The organism is Chryseobacterium soli, assembly GCF_000737705.1.
GTDB lineage: Bacteria > Bacteroidota > Bacteroidia > Flavobacteriales > Weeksellaceae > Chryseobacterium > Chryseobacterium soli.
On the sequence record NZ_JPRH01000004.1, the window covers coordinates 146,021 to 168,013 of the forward strand.

At 38.3% G+C, this 21,993-nt stretch carries 18 protein-coding genes; 13 read left to right on the top strand and 5 right to left on the bottom strand.

From position 1 onward, the window contains the following. Positions 1–160: 160 nt before the first annotated feature. Positions 161–553, bottom strand: coding sequence for a VOC family protein (locus IW15_RS10965; RefSeq protein ID WP_034711311.1), 393 nt, complete (start codon positions 551–553; stop codon positions 161–163). Positions 554–641: 88 nt separating this feature from the next. Between IW15_RS10965 and IW15_RS10970 the strand changes: the two genes are divergently transcribed. The 10 genes from IW15_RS10970 (at position 642) to IW15_RS11010 (ending at position 10,672) form a co-directional block, all read left to right on the top strand. Next, positions 642–1,826, top strand: coding sequence for an MFS transporter (locus IW15_RS10970; RefSeq protein WP_034711312.1), 1,185 nt, complete (start codon positions 642–644; stop codon positions 1,824–1,826). Next, complete coding sequence (locus IW15_RS10975; RefSeq protein ID WP_034711313.1) at positions 1,820–2,569, top strand: DeoR/GlpR family DNA-binding transcription regulator; 750 nt, start codon at positions 1,820–1,822, stop codon at positions 2,567–2,569. The genes IW15_RS10970 and IW15_RS10975 overlap by 7 nt, the downstream gene beginning before the upstream one ends. 118 nt (positions 2,570–2,687) lie before the next feature. Next, positions 2,688–5,459: an aconitate hydratase AcnA gene (acnA, locus tag IW15_RS10980; RefSeq protein ID WP_034711314.1), complete on the top strand. Its 2,772-nt coding sequence runs from the start codon at positions 2,688–2,690 to the stop codon at positions 5,457–5,459. 219 nt (positions 5,460–5,678) lie between these two features. Next, the gene (locus IW15_RS10985; RefSeq protein ID WP_034711315.1) at positions 5,679–6,071 is read left to right on the top strand and encodes a DoxX family protein; all 393 of its coding nucleotides are present in this window, start codon (positions 5,679–5,681) and stop codon (positions 6,069–6,071) included. A gap of 83 nt (positions 6,072–6,154) precedes the next feature. Continuing rightward, on the top strand, positions 6,155–7,228 hold the full coding sequence (locus tag IW15_RS10990) for a sensor histidine kinase (RefSeq protein ID WP_034711316.1): 1,074 nt from the start codon (positions 6,155–6,157) through the stop codon (positions 7,226–7,228). Further along, positions 7,209–7,910 (top strand): LytR/AlgR family response regulator transcription factor, encoded by a 702-nt coding sequence (locus IW15_RS10995; RefSeq protein ID WP_034711317.1) that lies wholly within the window; start codon positions 7,209–7,211, stop codon positions 7,908–7,910. Before IW15_RS10990 ends, IW15_RS10995 begins: the two co-directional genes overlap by 20 nt. Before the next feature lie 218 nt (positions 7,911–8,128). Then, positions 8,129–9,262, top strand: a complete 1,134-nt coding sequence (locus tag IW15_RS11000) for an FAD-dependent oxidoreductase (RefSeq protein WP_034711318.1) — start codon at positions 8,129–8,131, stop codon at positions 9,260–9,262. 106 nt (positions 9,263–9,368) lie between these two features. Then, positions 9,369–9,911 (top strand): exodeoxyribonuclease III, encoded by a 543-nt coding sequence (locus IW15_RS11005; RefSeq protein ID WP_228384349.1) that lies wholly within the window; start codon positions 9,369–9,371, stop codon positions 9,909–9,911. Then, entirely contained in the window at positions 9,880–10,146 is a 267-nt protein-coding gene (locus tag IW15_RS23025) for an endonuclease/exonuclease/phosphatase family protein (RefSeq protein ID WP_228384350.1), read from the top strand. The genes IW15_RS11005 and IW15_RS23025 overlap by 32 nt, the downstream gene beginning before the upstream one ends. Before the next feature lie 100 nt (positions 10,147–10,246). After that, positions 10,247–10,672: a hypothetical protein gene (locus IW15_RS11010; protein WP_034711319.1), complete on the top strand. Its 426-nt coding sequence runs from the start codon at positions 10,247–10,249 to the stop codon at positions 10,670–10,672. A 62-nt stretch (positions 10,673–10,734) separates the two neighbouring features. Here the strand turns inward: IW15_RS11010 and IW15_RS11015 are convergent, their stop codons facing one another. Next, on the bottom strand, positions 10,735–13,602 hold the full coding sequence (locus tag IW15_RS11015) for an AsmA-like C-terminal region-containing protein (RefSeq protein WP_228384351.1): 2,868 nt from the start codon (positions 13,600–13,602) through the stop codon (positions 10,735–10,737). Between the two features lie 265 nt (positions 13,603–13,867). Between IW15_RS11015 and IW15_RS11020 the strand changes: the two genes are divergently transcribed. The 3 genes from IW15_RS11020 (at position 13,868) to IW15_RS11030 (ending at position 19,123) form a co-directional block, all read left to right on the top strand. Continuing rightward, complete coding sequence (locus tag IW15_RS11020) at positions 13,868–14,923, top strand: AraC family transcriptional regulator (RefSeq protein WP_034711320.1); 1,056 nt, start codon at positions 13,868–13,870, stop codon at positions 14,921–14,923. A 146-nt stretch (positions 14,924–15,069) separates the two neighbouring features. Then, on the top strand, positions 15,070–17,919 hold the full coding sequence (locus IW15_RS11025; RefSeq protein ID WP_034711321.1) for a TonB-dependent receptor: 2,850 nt from the start codon (positions 15,070–15,072) through the stop codon (positions 17,917–17,919). A 22-nt stretch (positions 17,920–17,941) separates the two neighbouring features. After that, positions 17,942–19,123, top strand: a complete 1,182-nt coding sequence (locus IW15_RS11030) for a phosphatidylinositol-specific phospholipase C domain-containing protein (RefSeq protein WP_034711322.1) — start codon at positions 17,942–17,944, stop codon at positions 19,121–19,123. Positions 19,124–19,189: 66 nt separating this feature from the next. Here the strand turns inward: IW15_RS11030 and mug are convergent, their stop codons facing one another. Genes mug through pdxR form a run of 3 tightly spaced genes read right to left on the bottom strand, consistent with a single transcriptional unit; the run spans position 19,190 to position 21,891 of the window. Beyond that, complete coding sequence (mug, locus tag IW15_RS11035) at positions 19,190–19,687, bottom strand: G/U mismatch-specific DNA glycosylase (protein ID WP_034711323.1); 498 nt, start codon at positions 19,685–19,687, stop codon at positions 19,190–19,192. A 60-nt stretch (positions 19,688–19,747) separates the two neighbouring features. Then, complete coding sequence (locus IW15_RS11040; RefSeq protein WP_228384352.1) at positions 19,748–20,368, bottom strand: DNA-3-methyladenine glycosylase; 621 nt, start codon at positions 20,366–20,368, stop codon at positions 19,748–19,750. A gap of 59 nt (positions 20,369–20,427) precedes the next feature. After that, complete coding sequence (gene pdxR / locus IW15_RS11045) at positions 20,428–21,891, bottom strand: MocR-like pyridoxine biosynthesis transcription factor PdxR (protein WP_034711324.1); 1,464 nt, start codon at positions 21,889–21,891, stop codon at positions 20,428–20,430. Positions 21,892–21,993 lie beyond the last annotated feature (102 nt).

Sequence of the window (21,993 nt, forward strand, 5' to 3'; positions counted from 1 at the left end):
CTAATTTATTTTCAGTTAAAAAACGGATTATTGTAAAGTGTGGTATCTAAATAATGATTTTGCCTTTTTAAACTAATTATTAAAGCCGGAATTTTAATGATAAATCAGGATTTTTCCTTGAAAATATTCAAAACCGAAACTGATAGATGACGATTTATTTTTATTCTGTGATTTCGATCCAGTTTCCTTCGGGATCTTCCACTATACTTTCATAATATCCGTCACCGGTAGTTCTTGGTTCTCCAACGATGGAATACCCGTCAGTACGCAGTTTTTCAGTCAGCAGATCCACTTTTTCTTTACTCCTTACCGACACTGCGAGATGAGCATAGCCCATTAACATACCTCTTGTAACATTATTGTCTATACAGTCAGGGCGCTGCATCAGTTCCAGCCGAGTAGAAGAATCAGTATCAAATGATAAAAAGTAAGAGGCATATTTTTTTACCTGATTCTCATATTTTTCATTACTGATCATCATAAAATATTCCATATAAAAGGTTCGCATCACTTCCAGATTACGGCACCAAATTGCCATGTGTTCAAATTTCATCTTTCCAATTTTAATTTAAATTAATCCTTAAAACATTTTGCAAATTTATGCAAATTTGCATAAATTTGTAAAATAAAATAATGATTGAATGATTACAACGAGAATAATTAAAGCAAAAAGAGCTACACAACTCATATTTTTAGTATGCGGATTGGGCATAGCAAGTTGGGCTCCCATGGTACCTCTGGCCAAAGACAGGCTTGGACTTAACGAAGCTGATTTAGGACTGCTGCTTCTTTTACTGGGAGGTGGAGCATTGCTAATGATGCCATTATCAGGTATTCTCATTAATAAAGCTGGAACCAGAAAAGTGATTGCCGGAAGCGTTGTGCTAAGTGCTCTATTACTGCCTTGGTTGTTGGTGATCTCAAACATATACATCATGGGAGCTTTTCTTTTTGCATTCGGATGCAGCATAGGAACCATCGATGTCGCCATGAATGCACATGGAGTACAGATTCAGAATGAGTATGGGAAACCTATCATGTCTTCATTACATGGATTATTCAGTGTTGGAGGACTTTTGGGATCACTTGGATTGGGGTTTTTAATGAAAATGGGGCTTAATCCTATTTATGCAGCAATCAGTATTTCCGGGCTTCTTATTTTTCTGCTGGTCATTCAGTTCAGGTATTTGCTGGGATATAAAGAGGAAAAAGAAATCATCCTAAAATTTTCTCATGCTGACAGCAAAAATAATGATCCCAAAAAGTTTCAATGGTTGAATTCAAAAATTATATTGCTGGGAACGATGTGTTTTATTGTATTTCTTTCCGAAGGAGCAATGCTAGACTGGAGCGCTGTATTTTTAAGAGATAACAAAGGGGTTGAACCTGCATTTTCAGGAATCGGGTATGCCGCATTTTCAGTAGCAATGGCGGTTATGAGATTATCAGGAGATTCTTTGGTTAGTAAGATAAGCAGCAGGGTAGTTGTGATAGGAGGCAGTCTTGTCGCTTCGTTTGGAATGCTCATTTTAATTTTCAGTCCATGGATAGGTTTATCTTTAGTGGGATACATCCTGCTGGGACTGGGTGCCGCGAATATTGTTCCGGTATTCTTCAGTGAGGGAGGAAGGATTCCGGGGATCTCATCAACGGTAGCCATTCCTGCTATTACCACTATGGGATACGCAGGCCAACTGGCAGGACCTGCATTATTAGGCTTTATTGCTCATCATTTTTCTTTGACCGTAGCCTTCGAAAGTATAGCTTTGCTGTTTATTGTGGTTGCATTACTCTATAAATTCAGAAATAACTCACCGGTATGCTAAAAGAAGAACGTTTTGAGATCATACTGACTCAATTAAAGGAAAAAACAAAGGTAACATTTGAAGAACTGGCTACAAGTCTTCAGGTCTCTGAAGATACTGTACGAAGGGATATTGAAGTCCTTCACCGGAACGGGCTTCTGTCAAAAGTAAGGGGTGGTGCTATACTAAGAGAAAAAGATCCTCTTTCTTTTCATGACAGACAATCATTTTCAGCGGATGAGAAAAATGTGATCGCTTTAAAAGTGCAGCCTTTCATTAAAGACGGAATGACGGTATTCATGGACGGAGGAACTACTATTACTGCCGCTGCACATGATATGCCCGCCAATATCAGGCTGCGTGTGATTACCAATAATATGTCGCTCATCCCTGTATTGAGTAAGTTTAAAAATATAGAGCTGGTGGTTTTAGGAGGAAATTATGATCCGGATCTCGCTGTTACTGCAGGACCGGCAACCTGCCATGAAGCATCTCAATACATTACCGATCTTTTTATTATGGGAACCTGCGCGGTAGATGGAGTATTTGGAATTTCAGCAACATCTGATGTGGATGCAGAAACAAAAAAAACAATGATCCAATCTTCAAAAAAGATCATTGCATTAGCTGATCAAAACAAACTCCGCCGTACAGAACCCTTCAAAATATGCAGCATCAGTGATATTCATATTTTAATTACAGATTTGCCAGCAGATGATTCAGAACTGGAGCCTTTAAGAAACTCAGCCATTCAAATCATATAACCTGTCTAGAAAGATAATGAGTACAAAAAACACGATTCTTAATGTTAATGTATCCTAATATTATGTAAACTATTCTTTTTTTGCGGTAACTTAGAAGTATATCTAAAAAACATCTGATATGAACACTTCAAACGCAAAATCTCTCCAACAACTTAACGTTAATGGTAAAACGTATTCCTACAGTTCTCTGAAAAACCTTTCGGCAGGAGTCAGCCACCTTCCTTTCAGCATCCGTATTCTTTTAGAGAATGTACTGAGAAATTATGATGGCTTCAGTATTACCGATGAACATATTAATACTTTGCTCAGCTGGACTCCGGCATTTACGGATAAAGATATTCCGTTTAAACCGGCAAGAATTCTGATGCAGGATTTTACAGGAGTTCCGGCCGTCGTAGATATGGCCTCTCTGCGGGCGGAATTTGTACGTCAGGGTAAGGATGGACAAAAGATCAATCCGGCAATTCCGGTGGATCTGGTGATTGACCATTCTGTTCAGGTAGATTACTTTGGGACAGATTATGCGTATGATAAAAATGTAGAACTGGAGTTTGAAAGAAATAAAGAACGGTACGAGCTTTTAAAATGGGCACAGCATGGGCTCAATAACTTTACGGTAGTTCCTCCCGGTATGGGCATCTGCCATCAGGTAAATCTGGAATATCTGGCTAAAGGAGTCATCAGCCGAGACGGCTGGCTGTTCCCGGACACTTTGGTAGGAACAGATTCACACACGCCCATGGTGAATGGAATTGGAGTGATTGCATGGGGTGTCGGAGGTATAGAAGCTGAAGCCGCCATGCTGGGACAGCCGATCTTTTTCACCTGTCCCGAAGTAGTAGGTTTAAAATTAACAGGTAAAATTCCTGATCATTGTACTGCCACTGATATGGTACTTTCTATTACGAAAATATTGAGAGATAAAGGAGTGGTAGGGAAATTTGTTGAAGTGTTCGGGGATGGTCTGGACCATCTGACCGTGACAGACCGTGCGACGATTTCCAATATGTCTCCGGAGTTTGGCTGTACGGTAACTTATTTCCCAATTGATAACAGAACATTGGAATATATGCATTCTACCAACCGTTCCCCAGAACAGATCCAGATTGTGGAAGAATATTGCAAAGAAAATCTTTTATGGAGAACAGGAAGTGAAGAAATCATTTATTCTTCTGTAGCAGAACTTGATCTTTCAACATTAGAGCCTACCGTATCCGGTCCTAAGCGTCCTCAGGATAAAATTTTAGTAAAAGATCTCAGTCATAAATTCTCTGAAGTGTTAATAGATGAGCATCACCGGATATATGAGCCTATTTCCAAAAGAACAGACTATGCATGGCTTGCCGATGGTGGATCAGGAACCGAATTTACCTTTGGAAAAGTGCCTATTGAAGGGGAACTGCATTCCGAAGTTATCCAGGATTCTCTGCGTACGGTAAGAATCAAACATAATAATTCCGAATTTACGTTGAGTGATGGAAGTATTGTTATTGCAGCAATCACCAGCTGTACTAACACTTCAAATCCTGCGGTGATGATCGGAGCCGGACTGCTAGCCCGAAATGCTATTGAAAAAGGTCTCAGAACCAAAAGCTGGGTAAAAACATCTTTAGCCCCAGGCTCTAAAGTGGTAACAAATTACCTGGACCGTTCAGGATTAAATACAGATCTTGAGGCGCTTCGCTTTCACACCGTTGGATATGGATGTACTTCCTGTATCGGGAATTCAGGGCCGCTTCCTCCGGCAATTGCTACAGCGATTGATAAAGGAGAATTGGTTGCTGCTTCAGTGCTTTCAGGAAACAGAAACTTCGAAGCCCGTGTTCACCCGCAGGTAAAAATGAATTTTCTCATGTCGCCGATGTTAGTTGTAGCTTATGCTTTAGTTGGACACGTCGACATCGATCTCATCCATGATCCCCTTGATTATGACCCTAACGGACAGCCTGTGTATTTAAAAGATATCTGGCCTTCCCGGGAAGAGATTCAAAAAACGATTAATGAATGCATGAAGCAGGAAGATTTTGAAGAAGTGTATAATGTGATCTTTGACGGAGCAGAAGACTGGCAGAATTTAGAAGTGAATCTTGATCAGAATTTTGAATGGAGAAAAGATTCCACCTATATTAAAGAAGCTCCTTTCTTTGAAAATATCAATGCGACTCCCGACGTAGTAACCGATATAAAAAATGCACGGGTTCTGCTGTATCTGGGAGATTCTGTAACAACGGATCATATTTCGCCTGCGGGATCATTTAAAGAAGATTCTGCAGCCGGAGGGTATTTAAAAAACAACAGCGTCAATAAAGAAGATTTTAATTCATACGGTTCCAGAAGAGGAAATCATGAGGTCATGATGCGCGGTACCTTTGCCAATGTAAGAATCAAAAACAAAATAGCAGATAAAGAAGGAGGATACAGCAGATATCTGCCGACCGGAGAAGTGAAAACCGTATACGACACTGCTATGCAGTACCACAATGACAATACTCCTTTAATTATACTGGCAGGAAAAGAATATGGTTCCGGTTCGTCCCGTGACTGGGCCGCAAAAGGTACTTTTCTGTTAGGAGTACGGGCAGTTATCGCTGAAAGTTTTGAGCGCATCCACCGAAGCAACCTTGTAGGAATGGGAGTCGTTCCGTTGGTTTTCAATGAGGGAGAAAATACAGAGTCATTAGGCCTGGACGGTACGGAAACCTATACCATTAGCGGTTTAGAAGACAATCTGGTTCCTCATAAAATATTGAATGTACATGCAGTTCATCCTTCAGGAAAAGAAACTCAGTTCACAGTTAAAGCCAGACTGGATTCTGCCATAGAAATTGAGTACTATAAAAATCAGGGAATCTTGCAGTATGTATTGCGTGATTATTTGAAAAATAATTAACCCTAAAATGTAAGAACAGCTCCTCCCGTTAAAGAGGAGCTTTTTTTAAATAATGAAATGAATAACCACAAAAAGTCTATTCTACCAATTTCAATCTTTTAATCTTTTAATCTTTTAATTAAATAAACCATACCTCCTAAAAAAATCATTGGTATACCTTTAAAAGCAGTTGATAGGAAATATAAATCTCTTATTTTCCTTATTTCTTACTTTTGGATCATGAAAAAGAGTTTCTTCCTTCGTTTGGCGCTTTCAGTAATCTTACTGATGCACAGTATAAGTTCTATCTTAAGTGGAGACGTTAATAATTTCGGAATCCACTTTCTCAATACTGTAGGTTTCAGTCCGATCGGGCTGTATCTTGCCTGGGCCGTTAAATTAACCCATCTTATCTCGGTACCATTGCTTTGGATAGACCGCTACATAAAACCTGTGGCGATCTGTAATATTTTAATTTTTGTTTTTGGGATCTATTATGTCCACCTGCAGAACGGATGGTTTGTCGTAGGCGGCGGAGCCAATGGTGTTGAATTTAACTTCCTGCTTATTTTCTGTTTTCTCAATCTTATGTATCCTGAGATTATCCTGCGAAGTAAAAAAATACGTAGTTGATAGACTGATCCTTTCATTTCGTAGTTTTTCTGTTTTTATATTGCGGGGAAAGATATTACTTTGTATGGTAAAACCTAATTCCCTTGAAATCCAATATATCGTCTAAACTATATACCCATCTGATTTTCTGGATCCTCTATCTTATTCTGGAAGTGTATCTGGATTTTTATTGGTCAAGGTACCAGTTTCCGGATTTCAAATGGCCGGTGCGCCTTCAGAATACGGTTATGCTGGAGTTAGGATACTTACTGATCAAAATTCCTCTTGCCTACGCGATGTTGTACGTTTATGAAAAAATTAATATCAAAAGGGTTTTTAAATATCTTTTATGCATCATTATTCTGGTAACGGGCGTATTGGTACACCGGTTTTTCACCCATTACATCATTTATCCGTTCATTTATGGCGTGAAAGAAACCCTCGACGGACATCAGCCTTCAGGATTTATTAACGGACTGGTAGCGTTCAATGCATTCATGGATCTCATTTTTATGGTTGGCTTAGTGTTCGGAATAGAAATTACCAGACAGAAAAACCTTCTGAATCAACAAATTTCAATACTGAAAGCAGAAAAACTTGATCAGGAACTCACCATGCTGAAAGCCCAGATCAATCCGCATTTTCTCTTCAATACCCTTAACAATATTTACGGAATGGCATTAAAAAAAGCCGATGAAACTCCCGATGTCATCCTCCAGCTTTCCAAAGTAATGCGGTACAATATTTATGAAGCGGCGGTAAAAAGTATCTCTCTCGAAAAAGACATTGACAATATTAAAGATTTTATACAGATTCAGAAAATCCGCCATCACCAGCTTTCTGTAGTTTTCAATGAAGATCTTGATCATCCTTCGCAGGAAATTTCACCGCTGATATTGATTCAGTTCGTTGAAAATGCTTTTAAACATGGCGTTTCTGAAAGCTTAGGACATTCATTTATTTCGATTGATATCCAACTGAAAAATGGAATTCTTACCTACAGAATTGAAAATTCCAAAGAGGAAAGATCTCAGGGACAGTCAACCAAAATGGGACTGAAAAACATCCACAGACAGCTTGAATTATTATATCCCAAGCATACACTCAGCGTTGAAGATCAAAATGACCGCTATATTGTAGAACTAAGCATTGATTTTAATGATACATCCAGCCTCTAAAAAATACCGCTGCATTATCGTGGAAGATGAACCTATTGCAGCAGAAATCCTCGAAACCTTTATCTCTAAAGACGAAAAGCTTCATCTTGTGGGAAAATGTACCGATGCTGTACATGCAAACAATCTGTTACATACCCACGAAATAGATCTTATGTTTCTGGATATAAATCTCCCGGTAATCAAAGGATTTGATTTCCTGAAACAATTAAAAAATCCACCATTTGTCATTGTAACCACTGCCTATCACGAATATGCCGTAGAAGGGTATGAGCTTGATGTCGTAGATTATCTGATGAAACCCATTCCTTACAGCAGATTTCTTACTGCAATCGGGAAGTTTACGTACCTCATCGAAGCAGAAGACGCTTTGTTAGAAATCGCTGATCGTGATCATATTTTTATTACCATTGGAAAAAAGCAGATCAAAATAACCTTGGAAGACATTTTTTATATTGAAAGCTTAAGAGAATACATTAATATTCATACTAAAACAGAGACTTTTACGGTTAAAATGCCTATCAGCCGAATAGAAGAAAGTCTAAATCCCAAGCTGTTTATACGGATTCATAAATCATATATTATTTCCAAGTCAAAAGTTGAAGTGAAATCTGCGAATATGATGCAGGTACATGGCAAAAAACTTCCGATAGGCAGAACTTATAAGCCTTCTATAGAATTTTAAATATAAATTTATTCTTTCAAAAACAGTCTATTTTGGAGTGTTTTTATTGTTAATAGACGTAAGCCGCTGTTTATATATTTATTTTTCAGGTTTGGGGAAATGGTTTTACTCTTAGTTTATAAAAAATGAAAAGAACCTGAAATCTTGATTTTGTCGTGTTTATACAATCCTGATCCGGGAGCATTTCAGAATTTTGTAACCAATAAACAAGACAAAATATGTTACTTAACAATAAAAAGGTAGCCATTATCGGTGCCGGCCCCGTAGGTTTAACTATGGCCATATTATTACAGCAAAAAGGAGTGGATGTATCCGTGTACGAAAGGGATACCGATGCACAAACCAGAATTTGGGGCGGGACTCTTGACCTGCATAAAGGTTCAGGACAGGAAGCTTTGAAAAAAGCAGGGCTGCTGGAACGCTATTATGAAAAGTCCATTCCGATGGGAATCATCATTACAGACGAACATGCCAATCATTTATTCACGAAAGAAATTACTCCTGAAAATCAATACGATAATCCGGAAATTAACAGAAATGATTTACGAACAATGCTTTTTGACAGTTTAAAAAGAGATACGATTGTTTGGAATAGCAAAATAACCGGACTTGATGAACAACAGGGAAAATGGCACCTGCAGTTTGAAAACCAGCCTGATGCCACCGCAGATGTCGTCATTATAGCCAATGGAGGAATGTCAAAGCTGAGAAAGTATGTTACGGATACCAAAGTTGAAGATACGGGAACTTTCATCATCCAGGGAGATGTTTCGGATCCTGAAATAAACTGCTCTGAATTTTATCAGTTATGCAATGGCAGCAGATTAATGACTGCTCATGGAGGAAATTTATTCGTTGCCAATCCCCGAAATAATGATGCATTAAGTTATGGAATCATTTTTAAAAAACCTGAAGAATGGGGCGATCATAATGGATTAAACTTTCATGATAAGAACAGTATTGTTGATTTTCTTTCCAGCAGATTCTCACATTGGGATGAACGGTATCAACAAGTATTCCGTGCAACTTCTTTCTTTGTGGGACTCCCGACCAGAAAACTGCCATTAGGCAAACCATTGAAAACAGGGCGTCCTTTGCCGATCACCCTTATCGGCGATGCTGCCCACCTGATGCCTCCGTTTGCAGGCCAGGGCGTAAATACGGGACTGATTGATACGTCTGTTTTATCTGATAACTTAACGAATGATACATTTGCAACCCTGCACGATGCGATCAGCGATTATGAACAGAAAATGTTTAGCTATGCTTTGGAAGCCCAGCTTGAATCAAGTAAAAATGAAATGGAAATGCGTGATACCGGCTTTTCTTTCATGACCCTGATCAGCCAGTAACTTTGGATTCCAATATGTTGTCCTTTTGATTTTTCATTTAATCATATATTTTGATGGAATAATTATTGCCTTATAACCAAAAGGGATCTAATAATTACCCCAAATCATGAAAATAGCAACGTATAATGTGAATGGAATCAACGGGCGGCTGCCAGTCTTACTTCAATGGCTGAAGGAAGCACAGCCCGATATTGTCTGCCTTCAGGAATTGAAAGCTCCACAGGAACGTTTTCCAATAGAGGAAATTAATGCTGCAGGATATCAGGCGATCTGGAAAGGGCAGAAAAGCTGGAACGGGGTTGCTATTCTTACCAAAGATCTTGAAATCACAGAAGTTCAGAATACGCTGCCCGGAGATCCTGAAGACGTTCAAAGCAGGTATATTGAAGCCATTATTGATCAGATGGTCATCTGCTGTCTTTATCTTCCCAACGGTAATCCTTATCCGGGGCCGAAATTTGATTATAAACTGTCATGGATCAAACGTCTGAAAAAAAGGACGAATGAACTCATCAGTATGGAACTTCCTGCCATTATCATTGGTGATTTCAATATTATTCCTACGGCATTGGATGCTCATCATCCTGAGCGGTGGGAAGATAATGCGCTGTATAGAATTGAAGAAAAAAGCCTATCAGGAATTACTTAAGAAAGGATGGCTTGATTCGATTCGTACTTTATTTCCCGATGAAGAAATCTATACTTTTTGGGATTATCTGTACAAATCGTACGACCGGAATGCAGGATTAAGACTGGATCATATCTTATTAAGTCCTTATCTCGTTTCCCGTTTACAATCGGGTGGAGTAGACCGCTACGTCCGGGGATGGGAAAAGACCAGCGATCATGCTCCTGTATGGATTGAATTACAAAAAGAAAAGTAATTATTTTTCTCATTAGAATGATTCATTTGATAAATTAATTAATGGTGGGAATTAAAACATTTTACGTAATATTAGAATATTAACTTAAACATTTCAATATATGAAAAACACAAATTTATTACTGGCAGCGATAATGACTGTAACGTTTGCCACAGCAGGATTTGCACAGAAAACAACTCCAAAAGCAGTAGGATCTGATAAAGATAAACACGGCTGCATCGGTTCGGCAGGCTATACTTTTTCGGTAGTAAAAGATAAATGTATCAAGCTGTTTGAGGAAAAAATACAGTTAAAGGAAGCTGACTCCAAAAAAACCTATATAGCCAATGCGGTGGTTATTTTAAGTAAGGATGGAAAGAAAGCAGAAGTATTCATGCCTGATGCCAAAGGGAGTATTATACTCACCAGAGCCGTTGAATACAGAGATACTACGCTATATAAAAACAAAAAAGGAGCTTACGAACTTTCTAAAGATAAAGACAGTTATACCCTGAAAAAATCTAAGAAAATTATTTTCAGTATTTAAAATTAAAAAGGCGGAGCCCAGATAATATATCTGGGCTCCGCCTTTTGCTATCTGCTAATGGATTATTTTTCCTTAAGATCTTTTCCAATCTGTTTCTCTGCATTCTCCGCTTTTTTCTCCTGAGCTTCTTTGTCTTTACGCTGTTGTCGACGTGTTTTTTTCTCCGCTCTTCTTTCTTCACGGATTACTTTGTTGGATTTCTTATTATACAAAGCGTCTGCAATTCCCTGTCCGGTTTTACTGAAAATTTTTATTTTCGGTTTGTCATGAGTTCCTGTTACTACGACCGGAAAACCGATCCATCCGCCAGGCGGCAATCCAACTCTTACCCGGAGATCCAGTAATCCGTTGAAACTTGTCGTTCCGCTGATAGAAGGTCTTAAAATCGAAACCTTGAAGGTGAATTTATCAACATGGATCAGATTATTTTTGATGAAGGTTTCAATAGTTACTCCTTTCATATCAGGATTGTTAAACGCATTAGCACCAATATCATTCCCAATTACGGAAAGCATTTTCAGATTTTTTACTTCCACATCCCGAAGGTTTACTATTCCGCCGCCTTCCAGTGATGGATAAATAGGGCTCATATTTTTATCAAAATCACCTTTCAGCTTATAATCCAGTGATACAATTCCTTTTACATTTTTTGCGGCAGTTGCCATTTCACGAACCATATCAATCTCTTTGTACGCTCTCTCTACATTAAAATCCTGAACTTTAAGGGCTACATCATAATTAGCGGTTAACGGAGATTCATCCTGATAACGGGCGTCAATATTCATCCGGCTTCCAATAATGTCAAAAGAGGTGTTTTTAAGATAAACTTCTCCTTTATTTACAGAAGCGGATCCCTTAAGATGATTAAGACCCAAGCCTTTAAATTCTACCTTCTTTGCATTGGCTTCCAGTGCTACATCCAGATTTTTCGGAACGATTACTACACCGTTGCTTTTCGGGTTTTCGGCTTTGGCGTATTCAACTTCTATAGATTTGTCAGTGTTGTCACCATTTTTAAGCGCCATAAATTCATCTATCAGAATATAATTGGAGTTCAGGACAAATTTTCCATGAAGTGTCCCTTTTCTTTCAATAAAATAATTAATCGTGTTCAGAAGATAACCATTTAGTGCAAAATCTGATTTTCCGTAGGTGGCAAAAAATTTTCTGAACCACATTTTTTCATTTTCAAACTGGAAATTTCCTTCTTTAATATAAAATGACTTCGGTAAATATTCTGTAGTAGCTTTAATATCCTTTAATACCAGAGTTCCTCTGTTATCAAGTTTGCTGTATTGACCTGTAGTGGCATAACTTTGACGTCCGTTAAGAGAAAGATCAGCCATAATTAATCCACTGATATCTAATCCTTTCTTAGCAAAAACTTTATAAATTCTGCCTACATTTAAAACTCCTTTTGCCTTTACCTTATACAGCAGATCTTCAAAATTCTGTAAATCTGCATTCACAAAAACAGGGTTTCCCTCAAAATCAAACTGAAAAGGATTCAATTGTACTCCAAGGCTTTTGAAAGTACCATCGGTATTGTTGACATGGGCTGCCATGCTGATATTTTGAATAGGATTAGGGTAATATTTGGTCTTCAGCCAACCGTTCTTAAGGTTGATATATCCATTGGTAATGGGAAACAGCTTTTTTTCGAGGCTGAAGATCCCGTCTGCTTTGATGTTGGTATCGATAAGACCTCTTATATCAATATCTTTTAATCCTAATGCCTGATCTAATGTCTGAAGATTAACCGCTCCTTTCACATCTGCTTTGATCTGCATTTCATTCAGTCCTTTCGTTTTTACTACCGCCCGGAAATTATTATTCGGGCCAAGATCAAAACTTAATTTTTTAAGATCCAGAGCCAATTGCTCGGTGTCCAATGACGGAAGATCCACATTGAGATCCATATTAAGGTTGTTCATAGGAACGGGAGCTTTCCCGCTGGATACAAATCCATTTTCTACAACCAGCTTGGCAATAAGTCTCGGCTTAAGCTTTTTAGGTTCACTAAATTTACCTTTTAAACTGAAAAACAGATCACTGTTACCTTCTATTTTCGTATCCTTTGCCCAGTCCAGATATTGTGGCGGCAATACGGAAATCATATCGCGAATTGTGGTTTTTTCAGATGCTGCATTGATGTTAAGATCATATCCATCTTTCAGAATACTTAAATCTCCGGTAAATTTTAATGGCAAATTATTAATTCTTAACTCATTTTTTCGGAGTACAAAAGTCAGTGCATTCGTATTGATTCGGGTGATCAGATCAGCATGCAGTGTTTTTTGCTTGGCATAATAGATCCTGTTCAGACTAAAATCCACTTTATCAATATCCAGATTGGTTTTAAGATCAAAAATATCTTCACTTAATCCTCCTTTTCCGGTATAATTTAGCCCTTTTGCATCCACTAAAACCCTTGCTGCATGATCATTATATCTGATATGGCAATTTCTGAACTTGATAAGATCCAGTTTTATGGATGCTCCTTTTTCATTGCTATCTTTTGGTGTTGTGGAAGGTTTGGAAATGTAAACGTTATAATTGGCTTCTCCTTTGGTATTCACAAAAACATTGGCGTAAGCATCCGTGACATATATTTCATCGATCTTCACTTCGCGGTTAAAAATCAGATTCTTTAAATTGATTCCTACAGAAACTTCTTTTGCCGCTAATAAAGTATCCTGTTGAAAAGGTTTCGACCCATTTAAAATAAGATCATCCACAGAAACCGTTAGGGAAGGAAAATGCCTGAAAAAAGTAAGATGTGTTTTTTTATAATCAAGTTTTCCGGCAAGATGTTTATTGGCAAATAATTTTACCTGTTGAGAAATCGTACCGGGAAATAAAATCGGAATGATAAACATCAGAAATAGAATTGATGCAACTGAAATTCCTGTCCATTTTAGAATTTTCAAAATTATTTTCTTAAACCTTTCCATAAATCTATAATTTTGATTCAACAATATAATTATTACATAATAAGTAAGAATAATGAATTATTTATTATCTAAAATCAAGCCATTTTCCCTGCATACATATTAAATTCAGAATCAAAAAGGGGAGGATACTTCATATTCTAAATACAGAGATTCTCAAAGAGGAAGTATTATCAATAATTTAATGCTGCGTTAAAAATAGACTTCTTCTTTATTGATAATTTTGAACAGATTTAACCGTTTTATGCTGTACATATTTATTGTAGTTATTCTCCAGGCCTTTATTACCCTGGCAGTTTTACTTTGCCTGGCGCAAAATAGAAATTCTTTTCACAATATGTTACTGCTTTATATTGTGACCGTAGTCCTGGATATGGGCTATGAATACTTTATCATCAACAGATTCGGCTATGAATCTGTTCTTTACGAAATCCCCTGCAGCTTAAGAATCTTCAAAGGGTTACTGTTTCTGTACATTACCCTTTACCTTATTGAGAGCAAGTGGCGGGATAAGCTGAAGTATCTGTTATATCCTTTCTCCCTGATTGTTTTATTCCACACTTTTGCCTTATCCATCATGTTATTTGGTTATAAAGAAGCAGACGCACTTTTACATCTGTATAAGACCTATTTCTTCAATTTTTATATTTATTATTGGACCGGAAGTCTCAGCGTTTGTATTTTTCTGCTTTATGTATTTCAGAACCGCACAAAAAATCCTTTTGCTAAAAAATTCAGATCATTTTTATCCTTTGTTTTACTGAGTGCTTTGGCATTTTGGGGAAGTTTTACATTAGGACTGGACGTTTTGTTATTCCAAAAAATTTACAGCCTCCTGTTTTTAGTTCAATTTGCCTGGATTTTGTACGTTTATATTTTAACGTACCAGGAACAGCTGAAGAAACTGGCTGCTGCTATCGCTGAAGAGATCACTGTTAAAGAAAAATACCAATACAAAGACCTTTCTAAAATAAATTTTGAGGATATAAAGCATTCCATCTCCGAATTTTACAGCAACAGCAGGGTATATCTGGATGAAGGCTTTACCCTGGAACAGCTTTCCCAGTACCTCTCAGTTTCCAAAACCGATCTCACCATTACTTTCAGTCAATATCTCTCTTCTAATTTTCATGAATATACGAATCGTAACCGCGTGCTACAGTTCAGGCGGATGCTTGAGGAAGAACCGGATGCCAATGTAACAGATCTCGCGTATCAATGCGGATTCAAATCCAAATCTACTTTTTACAAGTATTTTAAAAAGGAATTTAACTGTCTTCCGTCAGAATATGCCTTTTAACTTTTTGATGATGTTACAATTATTTAATATTCGTAATAAACATTAAATCAATCACTTAAAAACAACTACACACAAGTTTGGTCTGTTAAAATTTAAATGAACTTATTTTTTTTCGGGGCAGAACATCTTTGCAGCAAATTTAAAATATGTTACAAAGAAGATTTTTTTTAACCACTGCTGCCGTCTTTTTATTAGGCAGCGTTGCTGTAGCCCAAACCACCATACATGGGGTTGTAACAGATCATCAGGGGAATCTTCCCAATGCTTTGGTCTATCTTGAAAATAAAGGTGAAAAAATAACGTCCAATACAGACGGATCGTTTATTCTAAGTAATATTCCGGACGGAAATTACAGACTTGTCGTTGAATATAGCGGCTATGAAATTACCTATCTGCCCTTCACCATCACCGATAAAAAGCCTGTAGATCTTGGAATGATCCGCATAGGAGAAAATAAAGCTAAGGAAAATACAATTCAGGAAGTTGTGGTAACCAGTGTTTATAAAGCATCTCAGGCCAGGGCAATTACCATGAAGAAAAATTCCAATACCATTACGGAAGTGTTGAGTGCAGACGCTATTGGAAAGCTTCCGGACCGTAACGCAGCCGATGCTGTACAGCGTATGCAGGGCGTTTCCATTGAAAGAGATATGGGTGAAGGCCGGTTTGTCGCAGTACGGGGAACTCCGGTACAATGGACTTCTTCTACACTCAATGGCAACAGAATGCCGAGTGCCAGTGGTGATAATGCCAACAGAGGGCTGCAGATGGATATCTTCCCTTCAGAACTCATCCAAAATGTACGTTTATCTAAAGCTTTAACTCCCGACCTTGACGGAGATGCCATTGGAGGGAGCATAGACTTTATTACAAAAACATCACCCAACAAAGAAACTCTTGCGATCAGTACATCCACCGGATATGTGAATATGTCCAGATCACCTACTTTCAATTCCTCTATTGTCTACGGAAATAAAATTACAGATAAGTTAAAGTTCATTTCCTCAGCAGTGATATGGCAGCGATCCAGCGCGATAGACCAGATGCGTAATATTTTCAACTATGGTCTGGGTGGGACTGCATCCAATTCCATCAATCAGCTGCAGTTGCGTGATTACCTGGCTGACAGGAGAACGTTAGGCTTCAATTATGCTATGGATTATGACATCAACAGTAAAAACAAGCTGTATTTCAAAGGTTTATACAGCCAATACAAAGATCAGCAGTCAGTAAGAGAAACATATTTTAATTTTGACAGTAAAAATGTGATGCTGCAGGCAAGGCATGCGGATTATCTTACAGATCTGTATTCTATGCAGATTGGAGGAAACCATCAGGTAGGGCAGCGACTGGAAATAGACTGGTCTGCATCGAAGGCAAGATCTGCTTTTAAATTCAATTCTCCGGGCCAGCTGGATGAACATGACAGGGGATATCCTATTATTAATTTTATACAGCCCATGGGTTATGGAAATATTGCTTCTGATGGGAGAAAATATTTTGCAATGGACGCTCCCAATGGTGTCGGCGATCAGACAGAATATACATTACCTTACAATCAAAATACCATTACAGGCAATCAGTTAAAGCTGAACCAGGTTATCATCAGCCAAAACCGCAACAGCGAAACGGACCTGCGGGGCCAGGTGGATCTGAAATATACGGTTGCAGAAAATTTCAAATTACAGTTTGGAACCAAATTCAACAATAAGGAAAAAATAGTAGATGCCGCGGTATTGGTATGGATGCCCAAATCAGCATTAGGAATTCCGGGTGCACCAATAAGTTATATGAATCAGTTCGGACAGACTGATTTTCCATTGAACGGAGGCTTTATGAACCCTCTTGGAAATCCCTATCAATCTGTCATTATCAATCAGATTACCAATGCCCAGATTGACCAGTTTTACAATGCCGATACCCAAAACAGTCTCGGACTTCAGCAGGTAAGCGGGAAAAACAGCAGTTCCAATATCACCAGCTCTTATCGTGGACAGGAGAATGTTTGGGCAACTTATCTTATGGGCACCTGGAAAGTTAATGAAAAACTGCAGTTACTGGGCGGTGTACGTAATGAATATAACGATATTTCCTTTTACGGTAAAAAAGTAGTCTCCACTCAGGCCGGAACTGCAGCAGAGGACATTAAAGACAGTAAAAAGTACAATGTATTTCTCCCGATGGTTAATATGAAATGGAATCTCAGTAAAGACCAGATTGTGAGGGCTGCCTACACAAGATCTTTCGCAAGACCGGATTTTAATGATCTTAACCCGGGTACTATCGTGAATGATCTTTCCAGCACGATAACGCAGGGAAATACCCAGCTGAATCCTACATTCTCCAACAATTTCGATCTGATGTTCGAAAACTATTTTGGAAAACTAGACCTTGTAACTGCCGGAGCTTTCTATAAAGATATTACCGACCTGATTTATAAAGATCAATCGATTGTCAGCCTCAACGGACTTCCTTATACCTTTACCACTCCGAAAAATCTGGAAGGAGCAAAACTCTATGGTTTTGAAGTGGGGATTTCCAAACGTTTTGAAGGACTTCCAGGGTTTCTAAAACATTTTGGTTTCGAAGGAAACTACACTTTTATTGCTTCAGAAATGAAAATGCCGGTATATGAAAACGGCCGCCAGACAGGAACCATGAAAACTACGATTCCTAACCAGGCCAAGCATATTTTTAATACCATTTTATTTTATGAAACCGGTGCATTTATGCTCAGGCTGGCAGGAAATTACAAAGGAAATTATGTAAGCGAAATAAGAACTGCCGCAGGTCCGGATCATTATCAGCATTTTGATAAGAACTTTACAGTAGATGCTTCGGCTTCTTACAGCATTCACAAAAACATACGGCTTTTTGTAGAACTGAATAATATCTTCAATGAACCCAACCGCTATTATATGGGAATTAAATCCAGAGTAGAAAATATTTCATATTCGGGAATACGGGGTCAGATGGGTGCTACTTTCAATTTTTAATAATATAATAATCTTCAATTTTATGAAAAAATATATCTGTACTGCTGCCATAGCGGCTGCAACGTTATTCCATGCGCAGGAAAAATGCCGGAATATTAAAATCAATCAGATACAGGTGTTAGGAACTCATAATTCCTATGCAGAACCTGTAGATCCAAAGGTGCTTGAATTGGCAGCTCCCATTATCAAAAATGTTATGAAAAGCTATGATTCAGGAATGTCTCCGGAACAAAAAGCGAAATTTCAGGAATATCATCCTAACGGATTAGATTTTAATGAAGCGCTTAACTATAATCATCCGGATTTCATTCAACAGCTGAATGCCCATCTCCGCAGTCTCGAACTGGATGTGTACTATGATCCTAACGGAAACCGTTTTAATCATCCTACTTCGTATCGTGTTTTAAATGAAAAAGGAGTTAAAGATCTTGCTCCCCATAATACTCAAGGATTAGACCAACCAGGTTTCAAAGTACTGCATATGGCAGATATTGATTTCAGATCCCATTATCCGACTTTAAAAGCTGCGTTAACAGAACTTCGCCAATGGTCTGATAAAAATCCGAATCATACCCCAATTTTTATAATGGTCGAAGCTAAAGATTCAGGTTTTCCTATTTTTCCCAACAGTACTCAGGTGCTACCTTTCGATCAGACAGCCTATGATGATCTGGACAAGGAAATATCCCAATATCTTGGAAAAAATAAAATCATTACTCCCAAAGAGGTTCAGGGAACATTTCCTACCTTGCGTGAAGCCGTTATTCATGGTAACTGGCCAAAGCTGGAAGACAGCAGAGGCAAATTTATCCTGATGCTCCTTCCTGGAAGTGCCGGAACCCGATCTACTAAAGACAACCCGTATCTGATCAACGGTTCTCTGGAAAAAAGACTCATGTTCATGGAAAGTGAACCTGACGACAATTTTGGAGCTTTTATTTTAAGAGATAATGCCCTGATCCGTCAGAAGGAAATTAAAGAGATGGTACAACAAGGATTTATAGTAAGAACAAGAGCGGATATTGAAACCTATGAAGCTAAAGTAAATGATCCCACCCGTTCAAAAGCTGCCTTCAGCAGTGGGGCACAAGTGGTATCCACCGATTTTTTCAAACCGGGAAACAGCTATGGAACGCCTTATTTTGTGAAACCTCCACAGGATAAAGATTATCTTGCCAATCCGGTGAACGGAGAATGTCAATAAAAAAGTTCCGCCTCAAGTTATTCTGAGGCGGAACTTTTTATTTTATACCAAAGAATATGCTCTTAGCTAAAAGATATTTTTATGAAATTCAGTGTAAGAAGCTACGAGATTCTCAAGACTAAATCCACGGTTCAGGCCACTTGTATTGGGCAGCACCCAAACTTTAGCCCCACAAAATTCTTCATCCTGCAGTCCCCATGGGATATCTTTTTTTCCGGAGAATGCTTTGTATGCTGCTTTACCGAGAAAGGCAATGTATTTGGGCTGAAATTGGTTCATTTTATTTTTGAAAATTTCAAGGGAATGATCAAATTCTTCGTTGGAAAGCTCATCTGCACGGGATGTAGCCCTCGCTACAGCAGTCGTCAGTCCATATCCAAAATCTAAAATACTGGTGTCATTTTCAGCTTCAATCTGATAAGGGGTAAATCCTGCCTGATGCAGAACTTTCCAAAAACGGTTGCTTCTTCCTGAAAAATGATGCCCGTCGTCCGAGGATTTTAATCCCGGATTAATTCCGCAAAAAAGGACTGTCAGATCGGTTTTGATGATATCGGTTAACATAGCTTGAATTATTGAAAATGATTTCTATAAGAAGAGATTCTACAGGTTTTCTTTTACTAATTATTTATTAGGCTTACTTACATATTTATTGCCTTTTACAAAAAAACGCCATGGCAAGAATGCATCTTCCTGGGCATAGGCAACTCCTATACGAGGTCTGGCGGTAATCTCATCCGGCGTATACCGAATGTTGTGATCTTCAATCCATATCTCTTCTCCGGTTAAATCTTTGGTATTGAAAGAACGGTCAATTCCTAAAGCTTTCGCAGCAGAACCCGGGCCGGAAGAAATAGCAGCTTTAGAAACAGGCATATTCCTCCTGAGCTCCATGATTTCTGTACCTATTAAAGGCTCAACAGCCCGTACCAGTACGGCATGATGTTCGTCTTTAACAGAACTCACGATATTGAAGAGATGGTGAATGCCATAGCATAGATACACATAGGAAAGGCCGCCATCATTGTATAGAATTTCAGTTCTGTCGGTTCGTCGGCCGCCGTAAGCATGGGAAGCCTTATCCATTACCCCAAAATACGCTTCCGTTTCTACGATAATGCCTGCCGTAATATTTCCTTCGATCTCAGTAAAAAGCACTTTCCCCAAGAGATCTTTTGCCAGAAAAACGACATCCTGATTTTGATAATAAGAATATGGTAATTTCAAATCTTTATTGGTTATCATGAAATTTAAAGATAATCAAAAATTATATTTTTCCGACATAAAGTATCAAATGATATTGATCAGATAATTTTCCGTAACAGTTCAAGAGACTGTTCAATTTCCTGTTCATTAAGTGATGCAAATCCCAGTCTAAGGCCGTTGGGTATAAATATTTCATTATTATAAAACGAGCCGTCAGCAATTTTCAATCCCTTTTTTGCCGCAGATTGTGAAAGATCGGATAGGCTGATGGAAGTATCAAATACGGACCAAACGGCAAGGCCTCCTTCAGGAATTTTAAAATCAATCACATTACTGAATCTGCTATGAAGTATTTCACAAAACAGGTCCCTGCGCTGTCTGTATATTTTCAACGATTTTCGGAAATGCCTTTCCATTTCTCCATTATCAAACAAAGAAGAAAACGCTTCTTCCAGTAAGGAATCCCCCTGTTTATCGATCAGCTGCCTCAATGAAGATGAAGCTTCCACAAAACCAGGTTCAGCAATCATAAATCCTGTTCGGAGAGCAGGCGCAAAGGTTTTAGTAATAGACCCGATATAAATAACATTTCTGTTGTGGTCTATACTCGCTAACGGGATATAGGGTTTGTTGTCATAATGAAAATTGAAATCATAATCATCTTCAATGATTGCGAACCGATATTCTTTGGCCAGCTTCAGCAGTTTCAGTCTTCTTTCCATGCTCATCGTTACCGTAGTGGGAAAATGATGGCGCGGAATAATATAAACCGCTTTAATGGTCTGCTGCTGCAGGACTTCCTCAAGAACATCAATATCCATCCCATAATCATCTACCGGAATTCTTAAAAGAGAAGCCCCCGTATACCTGAAAATTTCATCAGCAGAGCGATAATTGGATACTCCAACAGCTATATGATCCGATGCTTTCAGTAAAAGCTGTGCGGCAAGATATATACCCATCTGACTGCCTTTGGTAATCAGAAGATTTTCAGGAGTAACTACTAAGCCCCTCGTATCCGCCAGATAACGGCACAAGGCATTACGAAGATGCTCCGAACCTTGCGGATATCCATATTTCAGGAAATTTTTCCCGTAAAACTTTTTAGAAATGCTTCGATATTCACGCATCAGCAGATCTATCGGTGTCAGCCTTACATCAGGAAATCCATCATCAATCGTTAAAACTGATTGCTGGAAATTCTCAGTTTCTTTCTTTCCTATAAAAGGATTATCCCATATAAATGATTCCTTTTGCAGATCCAAAACCCGGTTAGAAACATTTTTTTTATTTTTAGAAAGAGCAGGCAATTTTGACAATACAAATATGCCTTTACGTTCGATGGATTCAGCCCAGCCCTGGCTTACCAGTTCTTCATAAGCCAGTTTCACCGTATTCCGGTTGAGTCCGGTTAATTCCGAGAGTGCCCGCGTACTGGGCAATGCATCTCCAGCCTGTAACGTACCATCAGTAATCAGGCTGATAAAGCTATTGCACAGCTGAATATACAATGAAATATTGGATGCTCTGTTAAGCTGTATCAGTGTTTTGTAAGGTAACATTCCAGGTCAGATATTTTTTATTTTATCCTGTAATTTATGATAAAAAAATTATTAATAGATTAAAGCTCTATAAAAAACTGCTTCCAAACAAAGTAAGGAAAC

Coding starts and splice junctions, on each gene's coding strand:
- IW15_RS10965 (WP_034711311.1), bottom strand. CDS start 553: ATGAAATTTGAACACATGGCAATTTGGTGCCGTAATCTGGAAGTGATG.
- IW15_RS10970 (WP_034711312.1), top strand. CDS start 642: ATGATTACAACGAGAATAATTAAAGCAAAAAGAGCTACACAACTCATA.
- IW15_RS10975 (WP_034711313.1), top strand. CDS start 1,820: ATGCTAAAAGAAGAACGTTTTGAGATCATACTGACTCAATTAAAGGAA.
- acnA (WP_034711314.1), top strand. CDS start 2,688: ATGAACACTTCAAACGCAAAATCTCTCCAACAACTTAACGTTAATGGT.
- IW15_RS10985 (WP_034711315.1), top strand. CDS start 5,679: ATGAAAAAGAGTTTCTTCCTTCGTTTGGCGCTTTCAGTAATCTTACTG.
- IW15_RS10995 (WP_034711317.1), top strand. CDS start 7,209: ATGATACATCCAGCCTCTAAAAAATACCGCTGCATTATCGTGGAAGAT.
- IW15_RS11000 (WP_034711318.1), top strand. CDS start 8,129: ATGTTACTTAACAATAAAAAGGTAGCCATTATCGGTGCCGGCCCCGTA.
- IW15_RS11005 (WP_228384349.1), top strand. CDS start 9,369: ATGAAAATAGCAACGTATAATGTGAATGGAATCAACGGGCGGCTGCCA.
- IW15_RS11010 (WP_034711319.1), top strand. CDS start 10,247: ATGAAAAACACAAATTTATTACTGGCAGCGATAATGACTGTAACGTTT.
- IW15_RS11020 (WP_034711320.1), top strand. CDS start 13,868: ATGCTGTACATATTTATTGTAGTTATTCTCCAGGCCTTTATTACCCTG.
- IW15_RS11025 (WP_034711321.1), top strand. CDS start 15,070: ATGTTACAAAGAAGATTTTTTTTAACCACTGCTGCCGTCTTTTTATTA.
- IW15_RS11030 (WP_034711322.1), top strand. CDS start 17,942: ATGAAAAAATATATCTGTACTGCTGCCATAGCGGCTGCAACGTTATTC.
- mug (WP_034711323.1), bottom strand. CDS start 19,687: ATGTTAACCGATATCATCAAAACCGATCTGACAGTCCTTTTTTGCGGA.
- IW15_RS11040 (WP_228384352.1), bottom strand. CDS start 20,368: ATGATAACCAATAAAGATTTGAAATTACCATATTCTTATTATCAAAAT.
- pdxR (WP_034711324.1), bottom strand. CDS start 21,891: ATGTTACCTTACAAAACACTGATACAGCTTAACAGAGCATCCAATATT.